Origin of the sequence: Pedobacter sp. MC2016-24 (assembly GCF_015223055.1) — a bacterium.
Lineage (GTDB): Bacteria > Bacteroidota > Bacteroidia > Sphingobacteriales > Sphingobacteriaceae > Pedobacter.
In genome coordinates, this window is sequence record NZ_JADFBX010000014.1 from 35,305 (window position 1) to 56,902 (window position 21,598).

Genomic DNA, 21,598 nt, shown 5'->3' on the forward strand with positions numbered 1-21,598 from the left:
AATGAAGAAATACTTTTTAATTTGCATCCTGATATTTGCGTGTTCAGGCGCATTTGCTCAAAAGTTTGCTTATGTGGATACGGAATATATCTTAAAGCACTTACCTGATTATAAGTCTGCATTGAACCAATTGAACGTGTTATCTGGTCAGTGGCAGCAACAGGTAGATAATAATTTTACCGAGATCGATAAGATGTATAAAGCTTATCAGGCCGATCAGGTATTGCTTACAGAGGATATGCGTAAGCGCAGGGAAAATGACATCATTGAAAAAGAGAAAGCTGCGAAGGAATTTCAGCGTCGGATTTTTGGTCCGGAAGGGGAGTTGTTCCAGTCGCGTACCAAATTATTGAACCCGATTCAGGATAATGTTACTAAGGTGATTGCCGAAGTGGCCAAGTCCAAATTGCTCGACTTTATTTTTGACAAGAGCAGTGAGGCAACCATGATGATTTATGCCAGCAGCACATACGATGTAAGTAACGATGTGATTAAAAAACTTGGTTTTAAGCCAGGTGCTATGATTAAATAAAAAATATAACATATATTAGAAACAATTATTAAGAAAAATAGAAATGAGAAAGTTAATTAACGCATTTGTTGTTGGAGCAGGATTATTGTTAATTGCGAATGTTGCAAATGCACAACAAAAGTTGGCACATTTAAACTCTGCAATTATTATTGAGGCAATGCCAGAAGTTAAAACAGCACGTGCTACTTTGGAAACCTTCCAGAAAACAAAACAGGCTGATATTGAAAAAATGATTGCCGAATATCAAACTAAATTGAAAGCAGCTCAGGAAAAAGAAAAAACAATGAGCGAAGCCAATAAAGAAGTGGTTGGAAAAGAATTGCAAGTATTGGGCGGTGAGTTACAGGATTTAGAAAAACGCATTACTGATGCAAGAACTAAAGCACAACAAGAATTAGAAACCAAAAATGCTGAATTGTTTAATCCAATTCAAGTTAAAGCGGATGCTGCAATTAAAGCAGTTTCTAAAGAAAAAGGTTTTGCTTATGTATTCGATACTGCAAACCAGGCTTTGATTTACTGGGAAGGTGGTGACGACATCACTGAAGCAGTAAAAACTAAATTGGGTATTGCTAAAACAGCTGCACCTGCACCTAAAAAATAGTCAGTATTAAATTATAATATTTAAATTGCGGGATTGAGTCTTAAAACTCAATCCCGTTTTTTTATGATAAATACGCAGCAATCTATTGGTGTTTTTGATTCCGGATATGGTGGTTTAACCGTCTTCAAATCTATTGTAAATAAACTTCCTGACTACAATTACATTTACCTCGGGGATAATGGTCGTGCGCCTTATGGAGACCGCTCATTCGATACCATTTACCAATACACGCTGGAATGTGTGGAATGGTTGTTTGCGCAAAATTGCCCCTTGGTGATTCTGGCTTGCAATACAGCTTCAGCAAAAGCCTTACGGTCCATTCAACAAAACATATTACCGAATAAATATCCGGGATACCGGGTGCTTGGCGTGATCAGACCCACAGCGGAAATTGTTGGTGACTTTACAAAATCCAATGTTGTAGGTGTAATGGGAACAAGGGGAACTGTCAATTCAGAATCTTACCTGATGGAAATTGATCACTTCTTTCCAAATGTTAAAGTGGTACAGCAGAGCTGCCCGATGTGGGTGCCATTGATTGAAAACAATGAACACCTGGAGCCAGGTGCTGATTACTTTGTCAAAGAATACGTAGCTGAATTACTGGCTAAGGATGCGCATATAGACTGCATCATTCTGGCTTGCACACACTATCCCTTGCTGATCCCTAAAATTAAAGAATTTCTTCCCAACGGGATTGATCTCCTGGGCCAGGATGATATTGTGGCGGATAGCCTGGTGTCGTATCTCGAAAGGCATCCGGAGATCGCAGGTCAGCTCGGTAAAGCAGCAATAAGAGCATTTTATACTTCCGGAGATCCCCGGGCTTTTGATGCCAGTGCATCCATCTTTTTTGGTGAAACAGTAAATTCGAACCGTGTAGATTTAAAATTATAGGTGCTTGAACCTGCAATTCTAATCTGAATGAAAGATTCTATTTCTTTCTAGGTTCTGATTATTATTAACGGTAAATTTGCGGCTCAAATAACACACCTAATGAGTGACTCGATAAAACACGAATGCGGAATAGCCTTTATCCGCCTTTTAAAACCTCTCTCATACTACCAGGAAAAATACGGTACTGCACTTTACGGCCTGAACAAGCTTTATCTTTTGATGGAAAAACAGCACAACCGCGGGCAAGATGGCGCCGGTATTGCAACCATTAAACTTGATGTTAAGCCAGGACACCGTTACATCAGCAGATACCGCTCTATGGCACAAAATGCTGTAGCAGATATTTTTGGGTATGTGCAGAACAAGTTTGTAGACATCCAAAATGAGACGCCGGAACTGATGCAAGATGCGGAATGGCTAAAACAAAATGTAAGTTTTATTGGTGAGGTATTGTTAGGGCACCTGCGTTATGGAACACACGGTAAGAACAGCATCGAAAACTGTCACCCCTTCCTTCGTCAGAACAACTGGATGACCAGGAACCTGGTAATTGCCGGAAATTTCAACATGACCAATGTGGATGAGTTACTGGAGCAGTTATATGAGCTTGGTCAGCACCCAAAAGAGCAGGCGGATACCGTAACCGTACTGGAAAAAATTGGTCACTTCCTGGATGATGAAAATCAGCAGTTGTTTGATCAGTATAAAAAAGAAGGTCTGGATAACGTAGAGATTACTCAAAAGATCTCTAGAAACCTGGACATTGCTAAAATTCTAAAACGCTCTGCAAAAAACTGGGATGGAGGTTATGCCATTTCCGGAATTGTAGGTAATGGTGATGCTTTTGTTTTGCGTGATCCTTCTGGAATCCGTCCGGCTTATTACTATGCTGACGATGAGATCGTGGTAGCAGCTTCTGAAAGACCAGCGATTCAAACGGCTTTCAATATTCAGTTTAAAAATGTTCAGGAAATTAAACCAGGGCATGCGCTAATTGTTAAAAAAGACGGTACCGTAACTCAAGAAGAATTCAGAGAGCCTGCAGAAAAAAGAGCGTGTTCATTTGAACGGATCTATTTCTCCAGAGGAAGTGATGCCGAAATCTATAAAGAAAGAAAACACCTGGGTGCATTATTGTGCGACCAGATCTTAAAAGCGGTGAGTGCTGATTTGAAAAATACAGTATTCTCTTTCATACCAAATACTGCAGAGGTGTCATTTTACGGAATGGTAGACGGTCTGCATGCTTATATCAGGGATTTCCAAAAGGATGCTTTATTGCGTCGCAAAGATATTCTGGATGATACCGCACTTGATGAATTGCTTTCTATGCGCCCAAGGGTAGAGAAACTGGCCATTAAGGATGTTAAATTGAGAACTTTCATTACCCAGGATGCAGATCGTGGCGATATGGTTGCCCATGTCTACGATACGACCTATGGTGTAATTAAAAATCATACGGATACGCTGGTTGCCATTGACGATTCCATCGTAAGGGGAACAACTTTAAAGCAAAGTATCATCAAAATTATTGACAGGCTGCATCCTAAAAAGATTATCATTGTATCTTCAGCACCACAAATCCGTTATCCCGATTGCTACGGTATTGATATGTCTAAAATGGGACAGTTTGTAGCCTTCGAAGCAGCGATTCAATTGTTGAAAGAAAGAGGCCTTGAGCATATCATTGAAGAGGTTTATCAGAAATGTAAAGCTTCATTATTATTGCCTAAAGAAGAAATCGTAAACCACGTAAAAGATATTTACAGACCGTTTAAACAGGAAGAGATTTCTGCGCAAATCACCAAAATCATTACTCCGGAAAATATCAATGCGGAAGTTGAAGTGATTTATCAGACACTTGATAACTTACACGTGGCTTGTCCTAATCATACCGGAGATTGGTACTTCTCAGGAAATTATCCTACACCAGGTGGTAATAAAGTAGTGAATAAAGCTTTTGTAAACTGGAAAGAAGGAAATAACCAGCGGGCTTACTAGGCAAAAAAGCTGTACTGTTCTGAGTCTGGCATCTGAGGCGCTGAAAAAGCGCACAGCGCTTAGGCCTCTTCACAGTAAGCATTTTTGCTTCCAACTAGGCGGCTTGTATAGTGTGTTAACTGGGCGGCTTGTTTGGCGTCCCTTAAAATAAATGTAAAAAAAGACCTGTTACGCGTTGTAACAGGTCTTTTTTTTACATTTAACGATGTATTATTTTTCCCCTTTACACTTTACACTTTATAGTGCTTCAACAACACCTCTACAAACAGCCGAATGGCAAAAATGATAATCACGGCGCCTGCAATCCTGTTGAGGTTCTGTATGGTCTTTTCCTTGATGCGGTATCTTAATTTAGCAGCATAATATGTTTTTACCCCATCTACGGTAAGTTGTGTCGCCATGGCCACAATAAAGAATACAACCTTTTCTGCCATGGTTAAATGCAGCTGCACTGAAACAATACCACCTACCATAATCCAAAACATTAAGGTAGTAGGAGAGAGGAGGCACATTAAAAATCCTTTGAGGATATAACCCCGCTTTTTAATCTTGGCGATTTCGCTGACATCGTAACTGACTTTCACCTTATGGAGCAGGTAATACAACCCGATCCCAAATAAAAAAAGGCCTCCAATGATGCCTATATACTGAAAATATGTTGATTTATAATTTACAAACTGTGCGCTGAATATGGTGAGTGCGATGAAGATGATATCGCTAAAGACTACACCAATCGCCAGAGAGAAACCTGCTTTAAAGCCCTTTTCAATGCTGGTCTTGATCATCGAGAAGAAGACCGGACCTGTTAAAAAAGAAAATAAAATACCCGCTCCTATCCCTTGTAATATTGCTTCAAACATCCACCTAACGTATATATATTATTGTGCTAATATGCAATTTTAAACATAAAGTGCCCCCTTTTTTCTCAATGAATTTTGTCTGGGGCATTATTTTATTTTTGTCTAAGTTTGACCTTACTTAGCATCCGGGCCAATAAATAACTTAACTTAAACGCTGTTGATGCCCATTAAGTATCGAAATTACAAGGAATAGTATGACTACAAATAATATCAGAACAAAACCAAGCTTCAACCATATTTTTATGAATCTGGCCACCGATCTGGCCGGTCGTTCACATTGCGTACGTGCTCAGGTGGGTGCTGTTTTAACCAAAGACACCAGGATCATTTCCATTGGTTATAACGGTCCGCCACCAGAAACACACAACTGCGATGAAGAGTGGCCGGAGGATGGCTGTGCCAGGGATTCCAGGGGAAGCTGTTCCCTGGCGATACATGCAGAGGAAAATGCCATTCTTTACGGACTAAGAAACGGTTCCAATATAGAAGGTGCAACCCTTTATACCACTTTATCGCCGTGCATTGCCTGTGCCCGTTTAATTTTATCTTCGGGAATTAAAACCGTATATTTCAAAGATTCATATGCGGCCTATAAAGGCCTTCCAAGTGATGAAGGAGTAGATTTTTTGAGCCGGTTTGGCGTAGAAGTCATTAAGTATTCTTAACTTTGGCCATGCTAGAAAAAATCATTATTCTCGATTTTGGTTCCCAATACACACAATTGATTGCCCGAAGGGTACGTGAGCTAAATGTTTATTGCGAGATTCATCCATTTAATAAGATTCCTGAACTCTCAACTGATGTAAAAGGAATTATTCTATCAGGTAGCCCTTATTCTGTTCGTCAGGAAGATGCACCGCAGGTAGATTTGGGTCAGTTTACTAATTACCCGACCCTGGCTGTTTGCTATGGCGCACAATACATCGCTCAGCATTCCGGAGGTGAGGTTCAGCCTTCCTCTACTCGTGAATACGGACGTGCAAATTTGAATTTTGTAGCTACAGACAATAAATTATTGAAGAATATAGCCTTAGATTCTCAGGTATGGATGTCTCATGGTGATACGATCACTAAAGTGCCTGAACACTTCGAATTGATTGCAAGTACAGATAGTGTTAAAGTGGCTGCTTACCAGGTAAAAGGTAGCGAAACTTATGGTATCCAGTTTCACCCTGAAGTTACACACAGCATCGATGGTAAACAATTGTTAGAGAATTTTCTGGTAGACATTTGCGGATGTAAACAAGAGTGGACCCCATATGCCTTTGTAGAAACTACAATTGCAGAGTTGAAAGCTCAGCTTGGAGATGATAAAGTGGTCCTTGGCCTTTCAGGTGGTGTAGACTCCAGCGTTGCCGCGGTTTTATTACACAAAGCAATCGGGGCAAACTTACATTGTATTTTCGTAGACAACGGCTTACTTCGTAAAGATGAATATGCTGCCGTACTGGAGCAATATAAACACCTTGGTTTAAACATCAAAGGCGTAGATGCTAAAGAACGTTTCTTAAGCCAGCTTGCCGGTGTTACCGATCCTGAGTTGAAGCGTAAAGCAATCGGACGTGTATTCATCGAGGTTTTCGATACGGAAGCGCACCTGGTTGAAGACGTAAAATGGTTGGCACAAGGCACAATTTACCCGGACATCATTGAGTCTGTATCTGTAAATGGTGGGCCTTCAGCAACAATCAAATCTCACCATAATGTTGGCGGATTGCCTGATTTTATGAAACTAAAAGTAGTAGAACCATTGAAAACTTTGTTCAAAGACGAAGTAAGAAGGGTAGGTACTTCTTTAGGATTGGAGCATTTCATTATCGGACGTCACCCTTTCCCTGGACCAGGTCTGGCCATTCGTATTTTGGGTGAAGTGACTGCCGAGAAAGTGGCGATCCTGCAGGAAGCAGATGCAATATATATCAATAATTTGAAAGAAGCTGGTTTGTACGATAAAGTGTGGCAGGCCGGAGCGATATTTTTGCCAGTTCAATCTGTAGGGGTAATGGGAGATGAGCGTACTTATGAAAACGCAATAGCCCTGCGCGCTGTCGAGTCTGTAGATGGTATGACTGCCGATTGGTGTCATTTACCATATCCGGTACTTGCTAAAATTTCCAATGAAATCATCAACAAAGTAAAAGGAATTAACCGCGTAGTATATGACATTAGTTCAAAACCACCAGCTACCATTGAGTGGGAATAAATACTGGCTGATTTGCATGGCGGGCATACTCTTGTCCGCCTGCTCGCCAAAAATAAAACCCGTAACTAAAAAGCCCGAAGTTCCAAAAGAGGTAAAAGTTCCGGAAAAAACTGTGAGCAGATTTTCTGAGGCTAACATTGCCCTGCTCGTCCCTTTTCGTTTAAATGAAATTAAACTTAAAACTGCTGTTAAAGCCGATGTGGAAAAAGCAGCCATGGCCATTGACTTTTACCAGGGTTTTAAATTGGGTGTAGATTCGGCTGCTGCAGTAGCGGGTCAGAACTTTAAACTCAAGGTTTTTGATACCCGGGATAGCAATACTCAAATCGAAGGCATCATTGAAAACGGAGGTTTAATCGGTACCAATTTGATCGTTGGGCCAGTGTATCCCGATGGATTAAAATACATGACCAATTATTCCGTTACTAAAGGTATCCCTGTGGTTAATCCATTGGCCGCCTCTCAGCCTGCGGAATTTAACAATCCCAACCTCATTTCTATTGTCAATAACATAGATTTGCATGCGCGTAAAATAGGTGATTACGTTACCAGGACTTATAATCCGGCAACAACCGTTGTGGTATTGATCAACCCCAAGTCGGCAAGCGATGAAGTGATGGGCGCGCCATTGAGGCAGTATTTTTCTGCCAAACCCAATTTTCAGTTTCAGGAATATGGTTCCGTTTTTACCCTGGAAACCAAATTACAGAAAGGGAAGAAGTACGTGATCCTATTGAGCTCGTCCGATCGCAAATTTGTGGTTCCAACACTGGATAAACTCATGAAAATGAAAAGGGTAGGTTTGGATGAACTACTTTTTGGACATCCGGATTGGGTGAAACAAAATTACAATACCGATCAGTTACAGGCCTTAAATACCTATGTAACCTCATCTTACAAAGTCGATTATACCCGCTCTGAGGTAAACGTCTTTATCAAACAATACCGGGCTTTGTTCAATTTTGAACCTGGAGAATATGCTTTTAAAGGTTTTGACATTGGTTTTTACTTCGGTAAACTGCTGGCTCAGCACGGACAAAGCTATTTGAAACACCTGACTAAAGATAAATACAAAGGCCTGCACAATACTTTCAGCTTTGTTCATGACAATGCGCTTGGGTATATTAATACCAGCTTGATGCTGTTACATTATAAAAACTTTGCTTTAAACGTTGTAGAATGAGGGTAGAACACCAGGTTAGGGCTTTTGAGCAAATCTTTAAAGAATATGATGGCGTAAATCCGCTACATCGGTTTTTGTTTATGTATTATAAACAGCATAAACAGATGGGCTCGTCCGACAGGCGTTGGGCTACACGCTATATCTATAGCTTTTTCCGATTGGGTAAGGCCTTAATTCAGGAAAACCCCTTATTGCGTTTGGCCATTGCCGATTTCCTCTGCAACGCGGATGCAAGTTTGGTGACCAGTACTTATTTGCCTCAACTGGCAGAACAGGTAGCACGCCCAACAGCAGAAAAAATTGAATTGATCCAAAAAGCCTATCCAAAGTTTAAATTGGAAGATGTTTTTCCTTTTCATGCAGCCCTTTCCAAAAGCATAGATCAAAAGCTGTTTTTCGCCTCCTTTTTTGTACAGCCAGATTTGTTTATTCGTTTAAACACGGCTTTTGCACAACAAACCTTCGAGGCTTTGAAGCAGCATGCTGTGCCTTTTAACGCCATTACTGAATACACCCTGGCTTTGCCTAATGGTACCAAACTGGAACAGGTACTGCCGGTACAAAAGTATTATCAGGTGCAGGATTTATCTTCGCAGCAAACTGGTAAGTTCTTTAAACCACAGCCATGGGATAAATGGTGGGATTGCTGTGCAGCCTCTGGTGGTAAATCGCTGTTGCTACATGCATTGGAACCTAAAGTGGAACTACTGGTCAGTGATGTCCGGGAAAATAGCTTAAACAATCTGGATGAGCGTTTTCAGGAAGCTGGGTTAAAGCAATACCAAAAGAAAGTGCTTGACTTGCTTCAAAACAACGATCCTGACCTGCATCATTATGAATTCGACGGCATCATACTGGATGCGCCATGTTCTGGTGCTGGTACCTGGGGCCGTACACCAGAAATGCTGTATTACTTTGAAGATCATAAAATTGATTATTTCTCCAGGCTACAAAAGAACATTGCTGCCAATGTCATTAAATACCTCAAGCCCGGCAAACCATTAATCTACATTACCTGCTCTGCATTTGAACAGGAAAATGAAGGGGTAGTTCATTGGATGCTGGAGAACTTACCGCTGGAGCTTGAAGAAATGGAGCTGGTTAAAGGCTATACCCAAAAAGCAGATACCATGTTTGTTGCACGGCTGCTTAAAAAAGCATTATAGTCCGGTATTGTTTCTGAACAATTTGATGGCGATTGCCAGAAGAATAATACCAAAGGCTTTGCGCAATACATTCAGCCCCGATTTTCCAAATAGTTTTTCCAGACGTTCGGTATTCTTCAACACGAAATAAACAAACATCATGTTGATCATAATACCTACAATTATGTTTTGGGTAGCATATTCTGTTTTTAGCGATAGCAGGGTGGTCATCGTACCTGCCCCTGCAATTAAAGGAAAAGCCAATGGAACAATAGAAACGGTTTCAGGAGCATCACCTTCTTTGAAAATGGTTAACCCCAATACCATTTCAAGCGCGATTACAAAGATCACCATTGAACCGGCAATCGCGAAGGATGCTACATCGAGGTTGATAATTTTCAATAGGCTTTCTCCTGCAAATAGGAACAAAATCATCAAAACTGTCGCTACTAAAGTTGCCTTCTCCGATTCAATATGGCCAGCTTTTTTTCTGAGTTCTATTACAATTGGTATAGCACCCAGAATATCAATGATGGCGAATAAGATCATTGAAGTTGACAGGATTTGACTGAAATTAAATTCCATACACAGTTTTTTTATGCTACAAAAGTAACGCAATTTTTTCGATAAAATAAAACGGAGTGTAGCTGCATAGTTACACTCCGTTTTTTAGGTTCAGTCCAGTAGCTTTATTGCTGGCCGCTGTTTTTATATTCGTTTCTGATCTTACTGTGTTTTTTGCCATATACATAGTAAATGACAACGCCCAGGATCATCCAGATGGCTAAACGCTCCCAACTTACAATCGGCAGGGAAGCCATCATCAATACGCAAACCAATATACCCAATATCGGCACCAGAGGTACCCATGGTGTACGGAAAGGTCTGGCTAAATTCGGTTCAGTTTTTCTCAAAATCAATACACCAATACAAACCAGAGAAAAGGCGAAAAGTGTACCTATACTCACCATATGGCCCAAATCTGATACCGGTACAAATCCGGCAAAAAGACTAACAAAAGCCATAAATATCAGATTGGTTTTCCATGGGGTTTGATTTTTAGGGTGAAGATCTGAGAATATCTTTGGCAACAAACCATCTTTACTCATGCTGTAAAACACACGGCTTTGTCCCAATAACATCACGAGGATTACAGAAGTATAACCAGCGAGGATCGCAATCATCAGAAAGCGGTTTAAAAAGGTATAGCCTGTTTGAGCAAATGCAGTCGCAACAGGTTTGGCATCACCGGCAAACTTGGTGTAGTTTTCCAGGCCAGTCATCACATAGGAGAAAAGTACATACAATAGGGTACATACAATCAATGATCCGATAATACCGATTGGCATTCCTTTTTGTGGGTTTTTAGCTTCCTGTGCTGCGGTACTTACTGCATCAAAGCCAATAAAGGCAAAGAATACTACACCCGCACCGCGCAAAACACCACTGATTCCGAAATGTCCAAAATCAGGACTGGAGAAGAAATCAAAGAATCCAAGTGTACCAGCTTTCACTGCATCTTCTCCCGGATTTGGTGGTATGAACGGATGATGATTGGCCGAATTGATGAAACCCCAGCCTAAAGCAATAAATATCAGTACCACGGCTACTTTTACGATAACCAGGATGTTGTTTACTGCCGAAGAATCTTTAGTGCCTTTCATCAGTAAGAGTGAAAGCAGACATACAATGACAATCGCCGGAATGTTTACAATTCCACCCTCCCAGGGGCCATGCAAAAATTTGTCGGGAAATTGGATTCCAAACTCCAATAGGAACTGGGAAAAATACTGCGACCAGCTGGAGGCTACAGTAGCCGCGCTCAGCGCATATTCAAGCACAAGATCCCAGCCGATGATCCAGGCCATAAACTCACCCATGGTAGCATAAGAATAGGTATAAGCACTTCCTGCAACAGGAATCATGGAGGCGAACTCTGCATAACACAGTCCAGCAAAACCACAACCAACTGCTGCAATAATGAAGGACAGGATTACCGCTGGTCCCGCGTTATCAGCCGCGGCTATTCCAGTCAGGGAAAACAAACCTGCCCCGATAATTGCACCAACACCAAGGGCGACCAGGTTGAAGCTGGTCAGCGATCGCTTTAATGTACCTTCGCCACTCTCATTTGCTTCTGCTAACAGTTGCGGAATAGATTTTTTAAATAGCATATTTTAGTTTAATTGTTAAGTGTCGTGTTTTTATTGTCCATTTCTGATCTTACTATGTTTCTTGCTGTAGGCGTAGTAAATCACCACACCAAGTACCATCCAGATACCTAGCCGTTCCCAGCTTACAATCGGAAGGGAAGCCATCATCAGTACGCAAACCAGGATACCCAATATTGGCACCAATGGAACCCAGGGGGTGCGGAAGGGTCTCTGCAAATCTGGCTCTGTTTTTCTCAGGATCAACACCCCAATACAAACCAACGAAAAAGCAAACAAAGTACCGATACTCACCATGTGGCCCAAGTCAGAAACAGGTACAAAGCCTGCAAAAATACTCACAAAAACCATAAACAACAGATTGGTTTTCCAGGGTGTCTGATTTTTTGTATGTAAATCTGAGAATAGTTTTGGCAATAAACCATCTTTACTCATACTGTAAAACACGCGACTTTGTCCCAGCAACAGCACCAGGATCACAGAAGTATAACCAGCCAGGATGGCGATCATTAAAAAGCGGTTCAAAAAGCTATAACCTGTCTGCGCAAAAGCGGTTGCTACTGGTTTTGCATCGCCGGCAAATTTGGTGTAATTTTCAAGGCCGGTCATCACATAAGAGAAAAGTACGTATAACAGGGTACATACCACGAGGGATCCGATGATGCCAATCGGCATACCTTTTTGCGGGTTTTTAGCCTCCTGTGCGGCGGTACTAACGGCATCAAAGCCGATAAAAGCAAAGAACACGACACCTGCACCACGTAAAATACCACTGATTCCAAAGTGTCCGAAATCCGGACTGGAGAAGAATTCAAAGAAGCCTTTGGTGCCTGCTTTTACAGCATCTTCACCAGGATTGGCAGGTATGAATGGTTGATGATTGGCCGGATTGATGAAACTCCAACCTAAAACGATGAATATCAGTACTACAGCGACTTTTACAATAACAAGTACATTGTTTACAGCTGAAGAATCTTTTGTACCCTTCATCAGCAATAAAGAAAGCAGACATACGATGATGATTGCGGGTAAATTGACAATACCGCCCTCCCAAGGGCCATGTAACAGTTCTGCCGGGAAATGTATGCCAAATTCCAGTAGAAACTGGGAAAAGTACTGCGACCAGCTGGAAGCTACAGTAGCTGCCCCTAAAGCATATTCCAATACCAGATCCCAGCCAATAATCCAGGCCATAAACTCACCCATAGTGGCATAGGAGTAAGTATAGGCACTTCCTGCAACGGGTATCATGGAGGCGAATTCAGCATAGCAAAGACCTGCAAAACCACAGCCCACTGCGGCAATAATAAAGGATAGGATTACTGCCGGTCCGGCATTATCTGCTGCGGCAATACCCGTCAGCGAAAATAATCCTGCACCTATGATGGCCCCAACGCCTAAGGCGACGAGATTGAAGCTGCTTAGAGAACGTTTTAAAGTTCCCTCGCCGCTCTCATTTGCTTCAGCCAATAGTTGCGGAATAGATTTTTTAAATAACATATACAGTTTTTAGGTTAGTTTGGGTTTTATGAATGTTAGTTTAATGTAAAATTACTCAGTACCAAACCTAAATAAAATATATTAAAAAATAAAAGGGATTCGTGTTAGAAATCCCTTTTATTAAATATTGACTGTCACATTAATGTGGCGCATTCTGAATGGCCTTACTTGTCAGTTTATTCATTTCGGTTTGCATCGAATCCAGCTCTTTTTGCAATTGCTGATTTGCAGCATCCAGATGTCCGCTCATTTTTAGTTCTGTCTTAACTACCGCTTTTGCAGAAAGGTCATCACGAACTGACACTGCAATATATGGCGCGATAACCAGCGATACGATAGACATCAGTTTGATCAAAATATTCATCGATGGGCCAGAGGTATCTTTGAAAGGGTCACCTACAGTATCACCTGTTACCGAAGCTTTATGAGGTTCTGATTTTTTGTAAAACATCTCGCCATTGATTTTCACTCCTTTTTCGAATGATTTTTTTGCGTTATCCCACGCTCCTCCGGCATTGCTTTGGAAAATACCCATCAGTACACCTGAAACCGTCACTCCTGCCAGTAATCCACCTAATATTTCTGCCGAACTTACGGTAGGAAATACGCCCTTAAAGCCAAAACCAACAATGATCGGTACCAGGAGTGCAATGGCACCAGGCAACATCATTTCACGAATAGAAGCTTTGGTAGAGATGGCTACACATTTTTCATATTCCGGCTTTGCTTTATACTCCATAATTCCAGGGATTTCGCGGAATTGGCGTCTTACTTCCTGAACCATATCCATCGCTGCCTTACCTACAGCAGCAATACACAAAGCGGAAAAGATAAATGGAATCATCGCGCCAACAAATAGTCCGGCCAATACGGGTGCTTTGTAAATGTCAATGGCGGAAATGCCGGCTACACCTACAAATGCAGCAAACAAAGCCAATGAGGTTAAAGCTGCAGAGGCAATGGCAAAGCCTTTACCAGTAGCTGCTGTAGTATTACCCACAGCATCCAGATTGTCCGTACGTTCGCGAACTTCTGGAGGAAGCTGGCTCATCTCTGCGATACCACCTGCATTATCTGCAATCGGTCCAAAAGCATCAATCGCCAGTTGCATCGCTGTTGTAGCCATCATTCCGGCAGCAGCAATAGCTACACCATATAGACCCGCGAATGAGTAAGACAAGATGATCCCAGCAGCCAATACCAGGATGGGCGCCACAGTAGATTTCATACCTACCGATAAGCCGCCAATGATATTGGTCGCATGCCCGGTACCCGACTGTTGAATGATCGAATTCACCGGGCCTTTGCCCATGGCCGTATAATATTCAGTAATGATACTCATTAACGTGCCCACAACTAAACCTACAATGATGGCGTAATACACATCCATACTTGTAAAATCAACCCCACGCAAATGAAGTTGATCGGGCAACATAGCGGTTACGATAAAGTAAGAAGCAATCGCTGTAATGACAATAGAGCCCCAGTTGCCCAGGTTTAAGGCCGTTTGCACATTCGAATCTTCACCTTTAATGCGTACAAACCAGGTGCCTATAATAGAAAATATAATGCCCAGTCCGCAAATGACCATCGGAAGCAGCACCGGCGAAAAGCCATTCAGGTTGTCTACCGCTATCCCATTTATTTTTTCAACAATAATTTCCTGTCCCAAAACCATAGTGGCAAGAATGGTGGCTACATAAGAACCGAACAAATCGGCGCCCATGCCGGCAACGTCACCTACGTTATCACCCACGTTATCTGCAATCGTGGCCGGGTTACGCACATCATCTTCCGGAATACCTGCTTCAACTTTTCCAACCAGATCGGCACCAACATCAGCAGCTTTGGTATAAATACCACCGCCAACGCGTGCAAATAAAGCGATAGATTCCGCACCCAAAGAAAAACCGGTCAGTACTTCTATGGCTGTTTTCATTTCGGTACTGTTAGCTTCTAACACATTGAAAATTTGTAAAAACACGATGAATAAACCGCCAAGGCCTAAAATAGCCAGTCCGGCTACACCAAGTCCCATAACCGTACCACCGGTAAACGAGACTTTTAAAGCCTGTTTTAAACTTGTTCTGGCTGCCTGTGTGGTCCGCACATTGGCTTTGGTGGCTGCTTTCATACCGATGTAACCCGCAGTGGCTGAAAATACTGCGCCGATCACAAAGGCGACTGCAATAATCCAGCTGGAGTGTAATGCTACACCATTTACTTCATGTACTGTACCCGAATAGGCCAGTAAAGCTGCGGTAAAAACCACAAAAATACTGAGCACTTTCCATTCAGCCTTTAAAAAGGCCATTGCTCCATCGGCAATATAGCCGGCAAGTTCCTGCATGTTCGCATCTCCTGCATCCTGTTTGTTTACCCAGGCGCTTTTAACGGCCATCACCAGGATGCCGATTAAGCCCATTACAGGAATCAGATAAATTAAATTGTTTTGTAAAAACTCCATACTTTAATTCTCTTTTAGTGGTTCTGAATTTTGGTTAGTTTATATTTGGTTTGTTTTAAGCATTTTACGTCGTATCTCAACTGGCAGCCATCTATTTATTGTGGCATGCTTTTTCTAAATGTACAGTTTTCAACTTTGTTTAGGTTAATGTAGGTTTTTATTTTCTCATTATGAATTGATCTTTAAAAAATTAAATATATTAGCAATACCAAAGCAACCTTAACCAAACCAGAAACCATGATGGATAACCAACCCCAGGATGCCTCTTTTAAGAGAGAGCTCGGACTTTTAGATGGTACAATGCTTGTCGTTGGATCCATGATCGGTTCAGGGATATTTATTGTCAGTGCTGACATCACAAGAAATGTAGGTAGTGCCGGTTGGCTGATTGCCGTATGGGTCATTACTGGTTTGATGACCATGACTGCAGCCATAAGTTATGGCGAATTGAGTGGGATGTACCCCAAAGCTGGTGGTCAGTATGTTTACCTGAAAGAATCTTACAACAAACTGATTGCCTTTTTATATGGCTGGAGTGTTTTTGCAGTGATACAAACAGGTACAATAGCCGCAGTGGGGGTGGCTTTCTCTAAATTTGCTGCTTACCTGATCCCAGCATTGAGCGAAGACAATAAATTGCTTCGCATCCAGACCGGACTGGACAGTTGTAATAGCCCAACCTATTTTTCTGTAAGCTCTGCACAACTCATGTCTATCGCAGTAATTGCATTACTCACTTATTCCAATACCCGCGGTGTAAAAGGCGGAAAATGGATTCAAAATATTTTTACTTCTACCAAACTGCTGACACTTTTTGGTTTGATCATTGCAGGATTTGTCATGTTTAAGCCCGAAATCTGGCATGCGAACTGGGACAATACCTGGATGGCAACAAAAGCGACTTTGCTGGATGCCTGTAAACCTGCTGCAGGATTCAGTGTAACGCCAATCGCGGGAACAGCTTTGCTGGGTGGTATTGCCGCTGCTATGGTAGGCTCTGTTTTTAGTAGCGATGCCTGGAACAATGTGACTTTCATTGCCGGTGAAATGAAAAACCCAAAAAGGAATATCGGGCTTAGCCTGTTCCTGGGTACCTTGATTGTGACTGTTATTTATGTATGTGCCAATCTGGTTTACCTTGCCGTACTGCCCATGGATGAAATTGCACATGCGGCAAAGGATAGGGTAGCCGTAACTGCTTCCCAGGTTATTTTTGGAGACATTGGTACTGGATTGATTGCGGTAATGATTATGATTTCAACTTTTGGCTGTAACAATGGCTTGATCCTCGCTGGCTCAAGAGTTTATTATACCATGGCGCAAGATGGTCTGTTTTTTAAAAATGCAGGAAAATTAAACAAACATGGGGTACCGCAATGGGCACTTTGGGCACAATGCCTGGTTGCCGCAATTCTTTGCCTTAGCGGCAAGTATGGTGACCTTCTGGATATGATTTCTTTTGTAGTCGTTATTTTCTATGTATTGACCATTGGTGGTATTTTTATTCTGCGCAAAAGATTGCCCAATGCAGAACGTCCGTATAAAGCCTTCGGATATCCGGTATTGCCAGCCTTATATATTATTTTAGGAATCAGTTTCTGTTTGTTGCTGATCTGGTTCAAACCTCAGTTTACCTGGCCGGGACTTATTATTGTACTGATTGGGATACCGATTTATTATTTAACGAAGCAAAAGGAAACAGTTCGTTAGTTGCCTGGTGATTTATTTCAAGGGATTTTTCTGTAATGCTATGGGATACTAATCTTGTCACCTTTAACAGGCGAATAATCAGATTTAACCAGACCATTTATTTTGACCTTGCTAAAAAAGCATTTAATCCCTGTAGCCTGGTCAAAATCTTCTTCGTCCTGAATGTGAAAGTGCAGGTGTGGCTCTGATGAGTTTCCTGAATTTCCGCATTCCCCTAAAAGCTGCCCGATTTTTACTTTCTCTCCTTGTTTAACTTTTACTGTGCCCTGCTTAAAATGAGCAAAAAGTATATATTCATTGTGTTTCGTTTTTAAAAGCACAGTGTTTCCGATGGTCAGCAGCGTATTCATCTTTCCTGGAATGTTGTCCTTAACACCATCTACCGCAAATACAACTTCGGCATCACATGGTGCGGTTAGCGATTGTCCGAAAGCATAATAATCTGCATTGCTTTTGCCATCAGTTTTATAACTTTTGCCATCTGTATTGGTGATGACCATGTCAAAAGCATTCTTCTGCATTTTGGCAACTACGTGATAATTTTGCGCTTTCGTATCACCACCCCAAATTACAGTCCATTCTCCTTTAAAGGGCAATTGCATTTTACTGATATTCGGCTTTTGGATTTGCGTAACTGGTGGTGCTTCGTATGGCTTGGCATAAAGTCCAGTAATTGATTGATGCGGATCTGTCCCAAGATGAAGTAGTATCGTGCCTCTTTCCAAATCTGTCTTGTAAATTGCAAATTGACCAAGATTATTGATAAACTGAGTTTGTTTTATGGCTCCGTAGTTGTCTTTAAGATGGGTAAGGAATGCCTTGGTTTTGCTGATGGGTAGTGCAGTTTTAGTTTCCGGACTAAAAAGATTAAAAATGCTGTCAGGTTGTTCGGCATTGTAGAATCTCTTGAATTTAGTCATGGTATATTTACTATCATCGCTTTCAGACTGGCCGAAGATCAAACCTGTTTTAGCAATGATCAGTAATAAGGTGAGTAATGTCAATTTTTTCATGGTTCAATATAATGATTAATTAATAAATGAATATGGTCTGTATGATTAGATGTGAGGATGTATGTATGTTTCACTTTTAATAAGTGTACTTTTGCTTTCCAATATTACACTATGCCTTTAAAATATTTTATCTTATTTATACTCGCTTTTTCCTGTTCGGCCATTTTTGCACAGGATCAGATGGATTGTAACAAGGTGCTGGACCGGGAGCCTTACTTTGTCAGGCATAAAGGCAACGAAAAGGACAGCCTGCTGCTTCGGGATATTCAGATTTTAAAACATTGTGGTAATTTAGAAGTCGCTGATAGTGTGTTTTTGAAAGGTTCCCTGTTGGGTGCTTTGATGCTGGATCAGGTGCGATTGGGAAAACCGGCAACCTACAGAACTTTAATCGAATACTTTGCCGCCTTTAAAAATACCATCGCCTATAAGGATTTTGTGAAAGGGTTAAACTTATATCAGGCAATGGCTTTGAAAAAGGTAAACCCGGCAACCTGGGAAGCCGATAAAGAACTATTCGTAAAAATTGGGTTTACAGTAAATGATCTGGCCGATTTTAAACAATTCATTAACGAACCTGCTCAGGCAAACGTTACCTATAAAGAGGCGCTCAGTCGGTATATGAGTAGCATGGAGGCCTTGCGGGTAGATAAATAAGCTTTACTTTTTTCTTAAGGTCGATTCCCGGATAATCAGCTCAGGCTGTATATTTACAGTGTTTGCTGATGGGTTTCCCTCATTTGGTTGTGCTTCATCAAAATAGAGCTTTGCAATGGTTTTGCCCATTTGCACACTATGTTGGTCAATAGTCGTGATGGCCGGACTCGTTATTTCTGTAAAAGCTTCATTGGAATAACCGCAAATACCCAGATCTTCCGGTACCCTAATGCCCATTTTAGTTGCGATTTCCAATACCCCAAGTGCCGAGAAATCAGAGGTGGATGCAAAAATGGCATCCGGTGGATTCGGAAGGTTTAGTAATTTCCTTGTAGCTTCGGCGCCCAATTCTTTGGTCCAGGCATTTTCCATCACCAGTTCAGGTATTAAAGCTATACCGTGTTTTTTCAGTGCAGCCAGGTAACCTGCTTTACGCTGGCGGAAGATGTTCAGGTTTTGAGGCCCCTCCAATAAGGCAATCCGCTGATAGCCCTGTTCAATCATATGCGTTACCGCTTCCATTGAAGCTTGTTCATTGTCATTTAGTACCTTGAGCGTATCCAATTGATCGGCAACCCGGTCAAACTGGATCAGCTGAATTCCCTGTTCTTTAATGTTTTTTAAATGGCTGTCATCTTCGAAATCTGCACTTACCGAAATGATGATGCAACTGACATGCTGATTGGTTAGCGTATTGATACATTTAACCTCCCTGGCATGTGATTCGTTAGATTGACAAATGATTAAATTATACCCTTTCTGATAAGTAATCTCTTCAATTCCCGCAATAACGTTGGCAAAGAAATTTTGATTGATCCGTGGTACCACCACACCAATAGTTTGATTGTGCCCTTTGCGAAGGTTAGAGGCCAGACTGTTTTGCTTATAATTTAACTCTTTTGCAGTCTTAAAAATCAATTCCCGGGTAGCTTCACTCACATTGCTGCTATTGTTCAATGCCCTGGAAACAGAGGATGCATTTAAATTCAACTTTTTTGCAATGTCATAAATCGTTGTCCTTTTCTGACTCTTCATTGGCTTAACAGGGTTTTAAAGGCTATTCTATAGCCGATGGTAAATATCAATATATATTTTTAAAGCAATCGATTGCTTTTATTGTTTTTTTGTTTATTTTCGTTTATCTAAAAACCAATTATACATGTTGTTACTAGGCATTGATGTAGGTACATCTTCCGTAAAAATTTCTGTAGTCGATGCCAATTCAGGCAGTACATTGGCTTCCGCGCATTATCCACCTGGAGAATCGGATATCATTTCTCCGCAATACGGCTGGGCAGAGCAGTCGCCAGACATGTGGTGGGACCATGTTTGTCAGGCACTGGCGATATGTAACGCGAAAAAAAGTTACAACCCTAAGGACATTGCAGCCATTGGGATAGCCTATCAGATGCATGGTCTGGTCATTACCGATCAGGCGGGAAACAGTTTGCGAAACAGCATCATCTGGTGCGATAGCCGGGCTGTTGATATTGGCAATAAAGCTTTTGAAGCGATCGGCCCGGCTTACGCATTGGAACACTTGCTCAATTCGCCAGGCAATTTTACAGCTGCAAAGCTGGCCTGGGTCAAAGCAAATGAACCTGAAGTTTATGCCAAAGTACATCAGGCCATGTTGCCCGGAGACTATATTGCCCTCAAACTGACGGGGACTTCCAGTACGAGTATATCTGCTTTATCTGAGGGTATTTTCTGGGATTTTAAAGAAAATCAGATTTCTACCGCAGTAATGGATTATTTCGGCTTCGATGAAAGCCTGATCCCTGAACTGAAGCCTGTATTTTCCAGCCACGGAGAAGTTTCCAAAGAAGTAGCTGAACAACTTGGTTTAAAAGCGGGTATCCCCATAGCGTATAAATCCGGAGATCAGCCCAATAACGCCCTCTCCTTGAATGTGACAGAACCTGGTGAGGTAGCTGCAACAGCAGGAACGTCAGGCGTAATTTATGGGGTTACTGATCAATTGCTTTGCGATCCGCAGTCCCGGGTAAATACTTTTGCCCACGTAAACCACAGTCCGGAACAACAGCGCCTCGGTGTTTTGTTGTGCATTAACGGTACAGGAAGCATGAACCGCTGGACAAAAAATAGGTTTGCTGCCAGTTTGAGCTATCCTGAGATGAATACTGCTGCTCAAGGAGTGGCGCCGGGAAGTGAAGGTTTGCGGGTATTGCCTTTCGGAAATGGTGCAGAGCGGATGTTAAACAATCAAATCGTGGGTGCTCATTTAAACGGAATCGATTTAAACCTGCATCGTGATGCACATATCTTCAGAGCGGTACAGGAAGGCATTGCCTTTTCTTTCCGTTATGGTCTGGACATTTTAAGAGAAAATGGAATGAAGCCTGCAATTATCAGGGCTGGTAAATCCAATCTTTTCCTTAGCGAGGTATTCAGCAGTTCCTTTGTCAATATAACACAGGTACCGGTTGAGCTACACGACAATGATGGCAGTTATGGCGCAGCAGTTGGCGCGGGTATAGGTGCTGGTATCTTTAAATCAGCTGCCGAAGCATTTACTAACAGAAAACCATTACAGATGATCCAGCCCGAAAACCAGGGGCTGGAAAATGCTTACCAGGAATGGAAAGGCCTGCTGGAACAACATTTAAATCAACATAAATCTTAAAATCAACA

At 41.7% G+C, this 21,598-nt stretch carries 18 protein-coding genes; 11 read left to right on the forward strand and 7 right to left on the reverse strand.

What is annotated here, in order from left to right:
• Position 1 precedes the first annotated feature (1 nt).
• The 4 genes from IM797_RS22785 (at position 2) to IM797_RS22800 (ending at position 4,034) form a co-directional block, all read left to right on the forward strand.
• Positions 2-532 carry an OmpH family outer membrane protein gene (locus tag IM797_RS22785; protein WP_194129513.1) on the forward strand — a complete coding sequence of 177 codons (531 nt, stop codon included), beginning with the start codon at positions 2-4 and terminating at the stop codon, positions 530-532.
• Positions 533-575: 43 nt separating this feature from the next.
• Positions 576-1,136, forward strand: a complete 561-nt coding sequence (locus IM797_RS22790) for an OmpH family outer membrane protein (protein WP_194129514.1) — start codon at positions 576-578, stop codon at positions 1,134-1,136.
• Positions 1,137-1,199: 63 nt separating this feature from the next.
• Positions 1,200-2,033 carry a glutamate racemase gene (murI, locus tag IM797_RS22795; RefSeq protein ID WP_228099060.1) on the forward strand — a complete coding sequence of 278 codons (834 nt, stop codon included), beginning with the start codon at positions 1,200-1,202 and terminating at the stop codon, positions 2,031-2,033.
• A 99-nt stretch (positions 2,034-2,132) separates the two neighbouring features.
• On the forward strand, positions 2,133-4,034 hold the full coding sequence (locus IM797_RS22800; RefSeq protein WP_194129515.1) for a class II glutamine amidotransferase: 1,902 nt from the start codon (positions 2,133-2,135) through the stop codon (positions 4,032-4,034).
• Between the two features lie 230 nt (positions 4,035-4,264).
• Here IM797_RS22800 and IM797_RS22805 read toward each other — a convergent pair whose 3' ends face one another.
• Positions 4,265-4,894, reverse strand: coding sequence for a LysE family translocator (locus IM797_RS22805; RefSeq protein ID WP_194129516.1), 630 nt, complete (start codon positions 4,892-4,894; stop codon positions 4,265-4,267).
• A 242-nt stretch (positions 4,895-5,136) separates the two neighbouring features.
• Between IM797_RS22805 and IM797_RS22810 the strand changes: the two genes are divergently transcribed.
• Genes IM797_RS22810 through IM797_RS22825 form a run of 4 tightly spaced genes read left to right on the forward strand, consistent with a single transcriptional unit; the run spans position 5,137 to position 9,446 of the window.
• Positions 5,137-5,559, forward strand: a complete 423-nt coding sequence (locus IM797_RS22810; RefSeq protein ID WP_194129517.1) for a dCMP deaminase family protein — start codon at positions 5,137-5,139, stop codon at positions 5,557-5,559.
• 8 nt (positions 5,560-5,567) lie between these two features.
• Positions 5,568-7,097, forward strand: a complete 1,530-nt coding sequence (guaA, locus tag IM797_RS22815; protein ID WP_194129518.1) for a glutamine-hydrolyzing GMP synthase — start codon at positions 5,568-5,570, stop codon at positions 7,095-7,097.
• The gene (locus IM797_RS22820) at positions 7,054-8,280 is read left to right on the forward strand and encodes an ABC transporter substrate-binding protein (RefSeq protein WP_194129519.1); all 1,227 of its coding nucleotides are present in this window, start codon (positions 7,054-7,056) and stop codon (positions 8,278-8,280) included. The genes guaA and IM797_RS22820 overlap by 44 nt, the downstream gene beginning before the upstream one ends.
• Positions 8,277-9,446, forward strand: coding sequence for an RsmB/NOP family class I SAM-dependent RNA methyltransferase (locus IM797_RS22825; protein ID WP_194129520.1), 1,170 nt, complete (start codon positions 8,277-8,279; stop codon positions 9,444-9,446). Before IM797_RS22820 ends, IM797_RS22825 begins: the two co-directional genes overlap by 4 nt.
• Here the strand turns inward: IM797_RS22825 and IM797_RS22830 are convergent.
• The 4 genes from IM797_RS22830 to IM797_RS22845 form a co-directional block, all read right to left on the reverse strand.
• Positions 9,441-10,010 (reverse strand): MarC family protein, encoded by a 570-nt coding sequence (locus IM797_RS22830; RefSeq protein WP_194129521.1) that lies wholly within the window; start codon positions 10,008-10,010, stop codon positions 9,441-9,443. The two genes, IM797_RS22825 and IM797_RS22830, sit on opposite strands and share 6 nt — an antisense overlap.
• A 104-nt stretch (positions 10,011-10,114) precedes the next feature.
• The gene (locus IM797_RS22835; RefSeq protein WP_194129522.1) at positions 10,115-11,599 is read right to left on the reverse strand and encodes an amino acid permease; all 1,485 of its coding nucleotides are present in this window, start codon (positions 11,597-11,599) and stop codon (positions 10,115-10,117) included.
• 30 nt (positions 11,600-11,629) lie between these two features.
• On the reverse strand, positions 11,630-13,096 hold the full coding sequence (locus IM797_RS22840; RefSeq protein ID WP_194129523.1) for an amino acid permease: 1,467 nt from the start codon (positions 13,094-13,096) through the stop codon (positions 11,630-11,632).
• A 139-nt stretch (positions 13,097-13,235) separates the two neighbouring features.
• Positions 13,236-15,563, reverse strand: coding sequence for a sodium-translocating pyrophosphatase (locus tag IM797_RS22845; protein WP_228099062.1), 2,328 nt, complete (start codon positions 15,561-15,563; stop codon positions 13,236-13,238).
• Positions 15,564-15,800: 237 nt separating this feature from the next.
• Here IM797_RS22845 and IM797_RS22850 point away from each other — a divergent pair, with 237 nt between their 5' ends.
• A complete protein-coding gene (locus IM797_RS22850; RefSeq protein WP_194129524.1) occupies positions 15,801-17,273 on the forward strand; it encodes an APC family permease in 1,473 nt (490 codons plus the stop codon).
• A 38-nt stretch (positions 17,274-17,311) separates the two neighbouring features.
• On the opposite strand, the gene IM797_RS22855 is transcribed toward IM797_RS22850, so the two are convergent.
• Entirely contained in the window at positions 17,312-18,286 is a 975-nt protein-coding gene (locus tag IM797_RS22855) for a peptidoglycan DD-metalloendopeptidase family protein (protein WP_194129525.1), read from the reverse strand.
• 111 nt (positions 18,287-18,397) lie between these two features.
• Here IM797_RS22855 and IM797_RS22860 point away from each other — a divergent pair, with 111 nt between their 5' ends.
• Entirely contained in the window at positions 18,398-18,943 is a 546-nt protein-coding gene (locus tag IM797_RS22860) for a hypothetical protein (protein WP_194129526.1), read from the forward strand.
• Positions 18,944-18,946: 3 nt separating this feature from the next.
• Here IM797_RS22860 and IM797_RS22865 read toward each other — a convergent pair whose 3' ends face one another.
• On the reverse strand, positions 18,947-19,978 hold the full coding sequence (locus IM797_RS22865; RefSeq protein WP_194129527.1) for a LacI family DNA-binding transcriptional regulator: 1,032 nt from the start codon (positions 19,976-19,978) through the stop codon (positions 18,947-18,949).
• Positions 19,979-20,102: 124 nt separating this feature from the next.
• On the opposite strand from IM797_RS22865, the gene IM797_RS22870 reads away from it, so the two are divergent.
• Positions 20,103-21,590 (forward strand): xylulokinase, encoded by a 1,488-nt coding sequence (locus IM797_RS22870; protein ID WP_194129528.1) that lies wholly within the window; start codon positions 20,103-20,105, stop codon positions 21,588-21,590.
• Positions 21,591-21,598 lie beyond the last annotated feature (8 nt).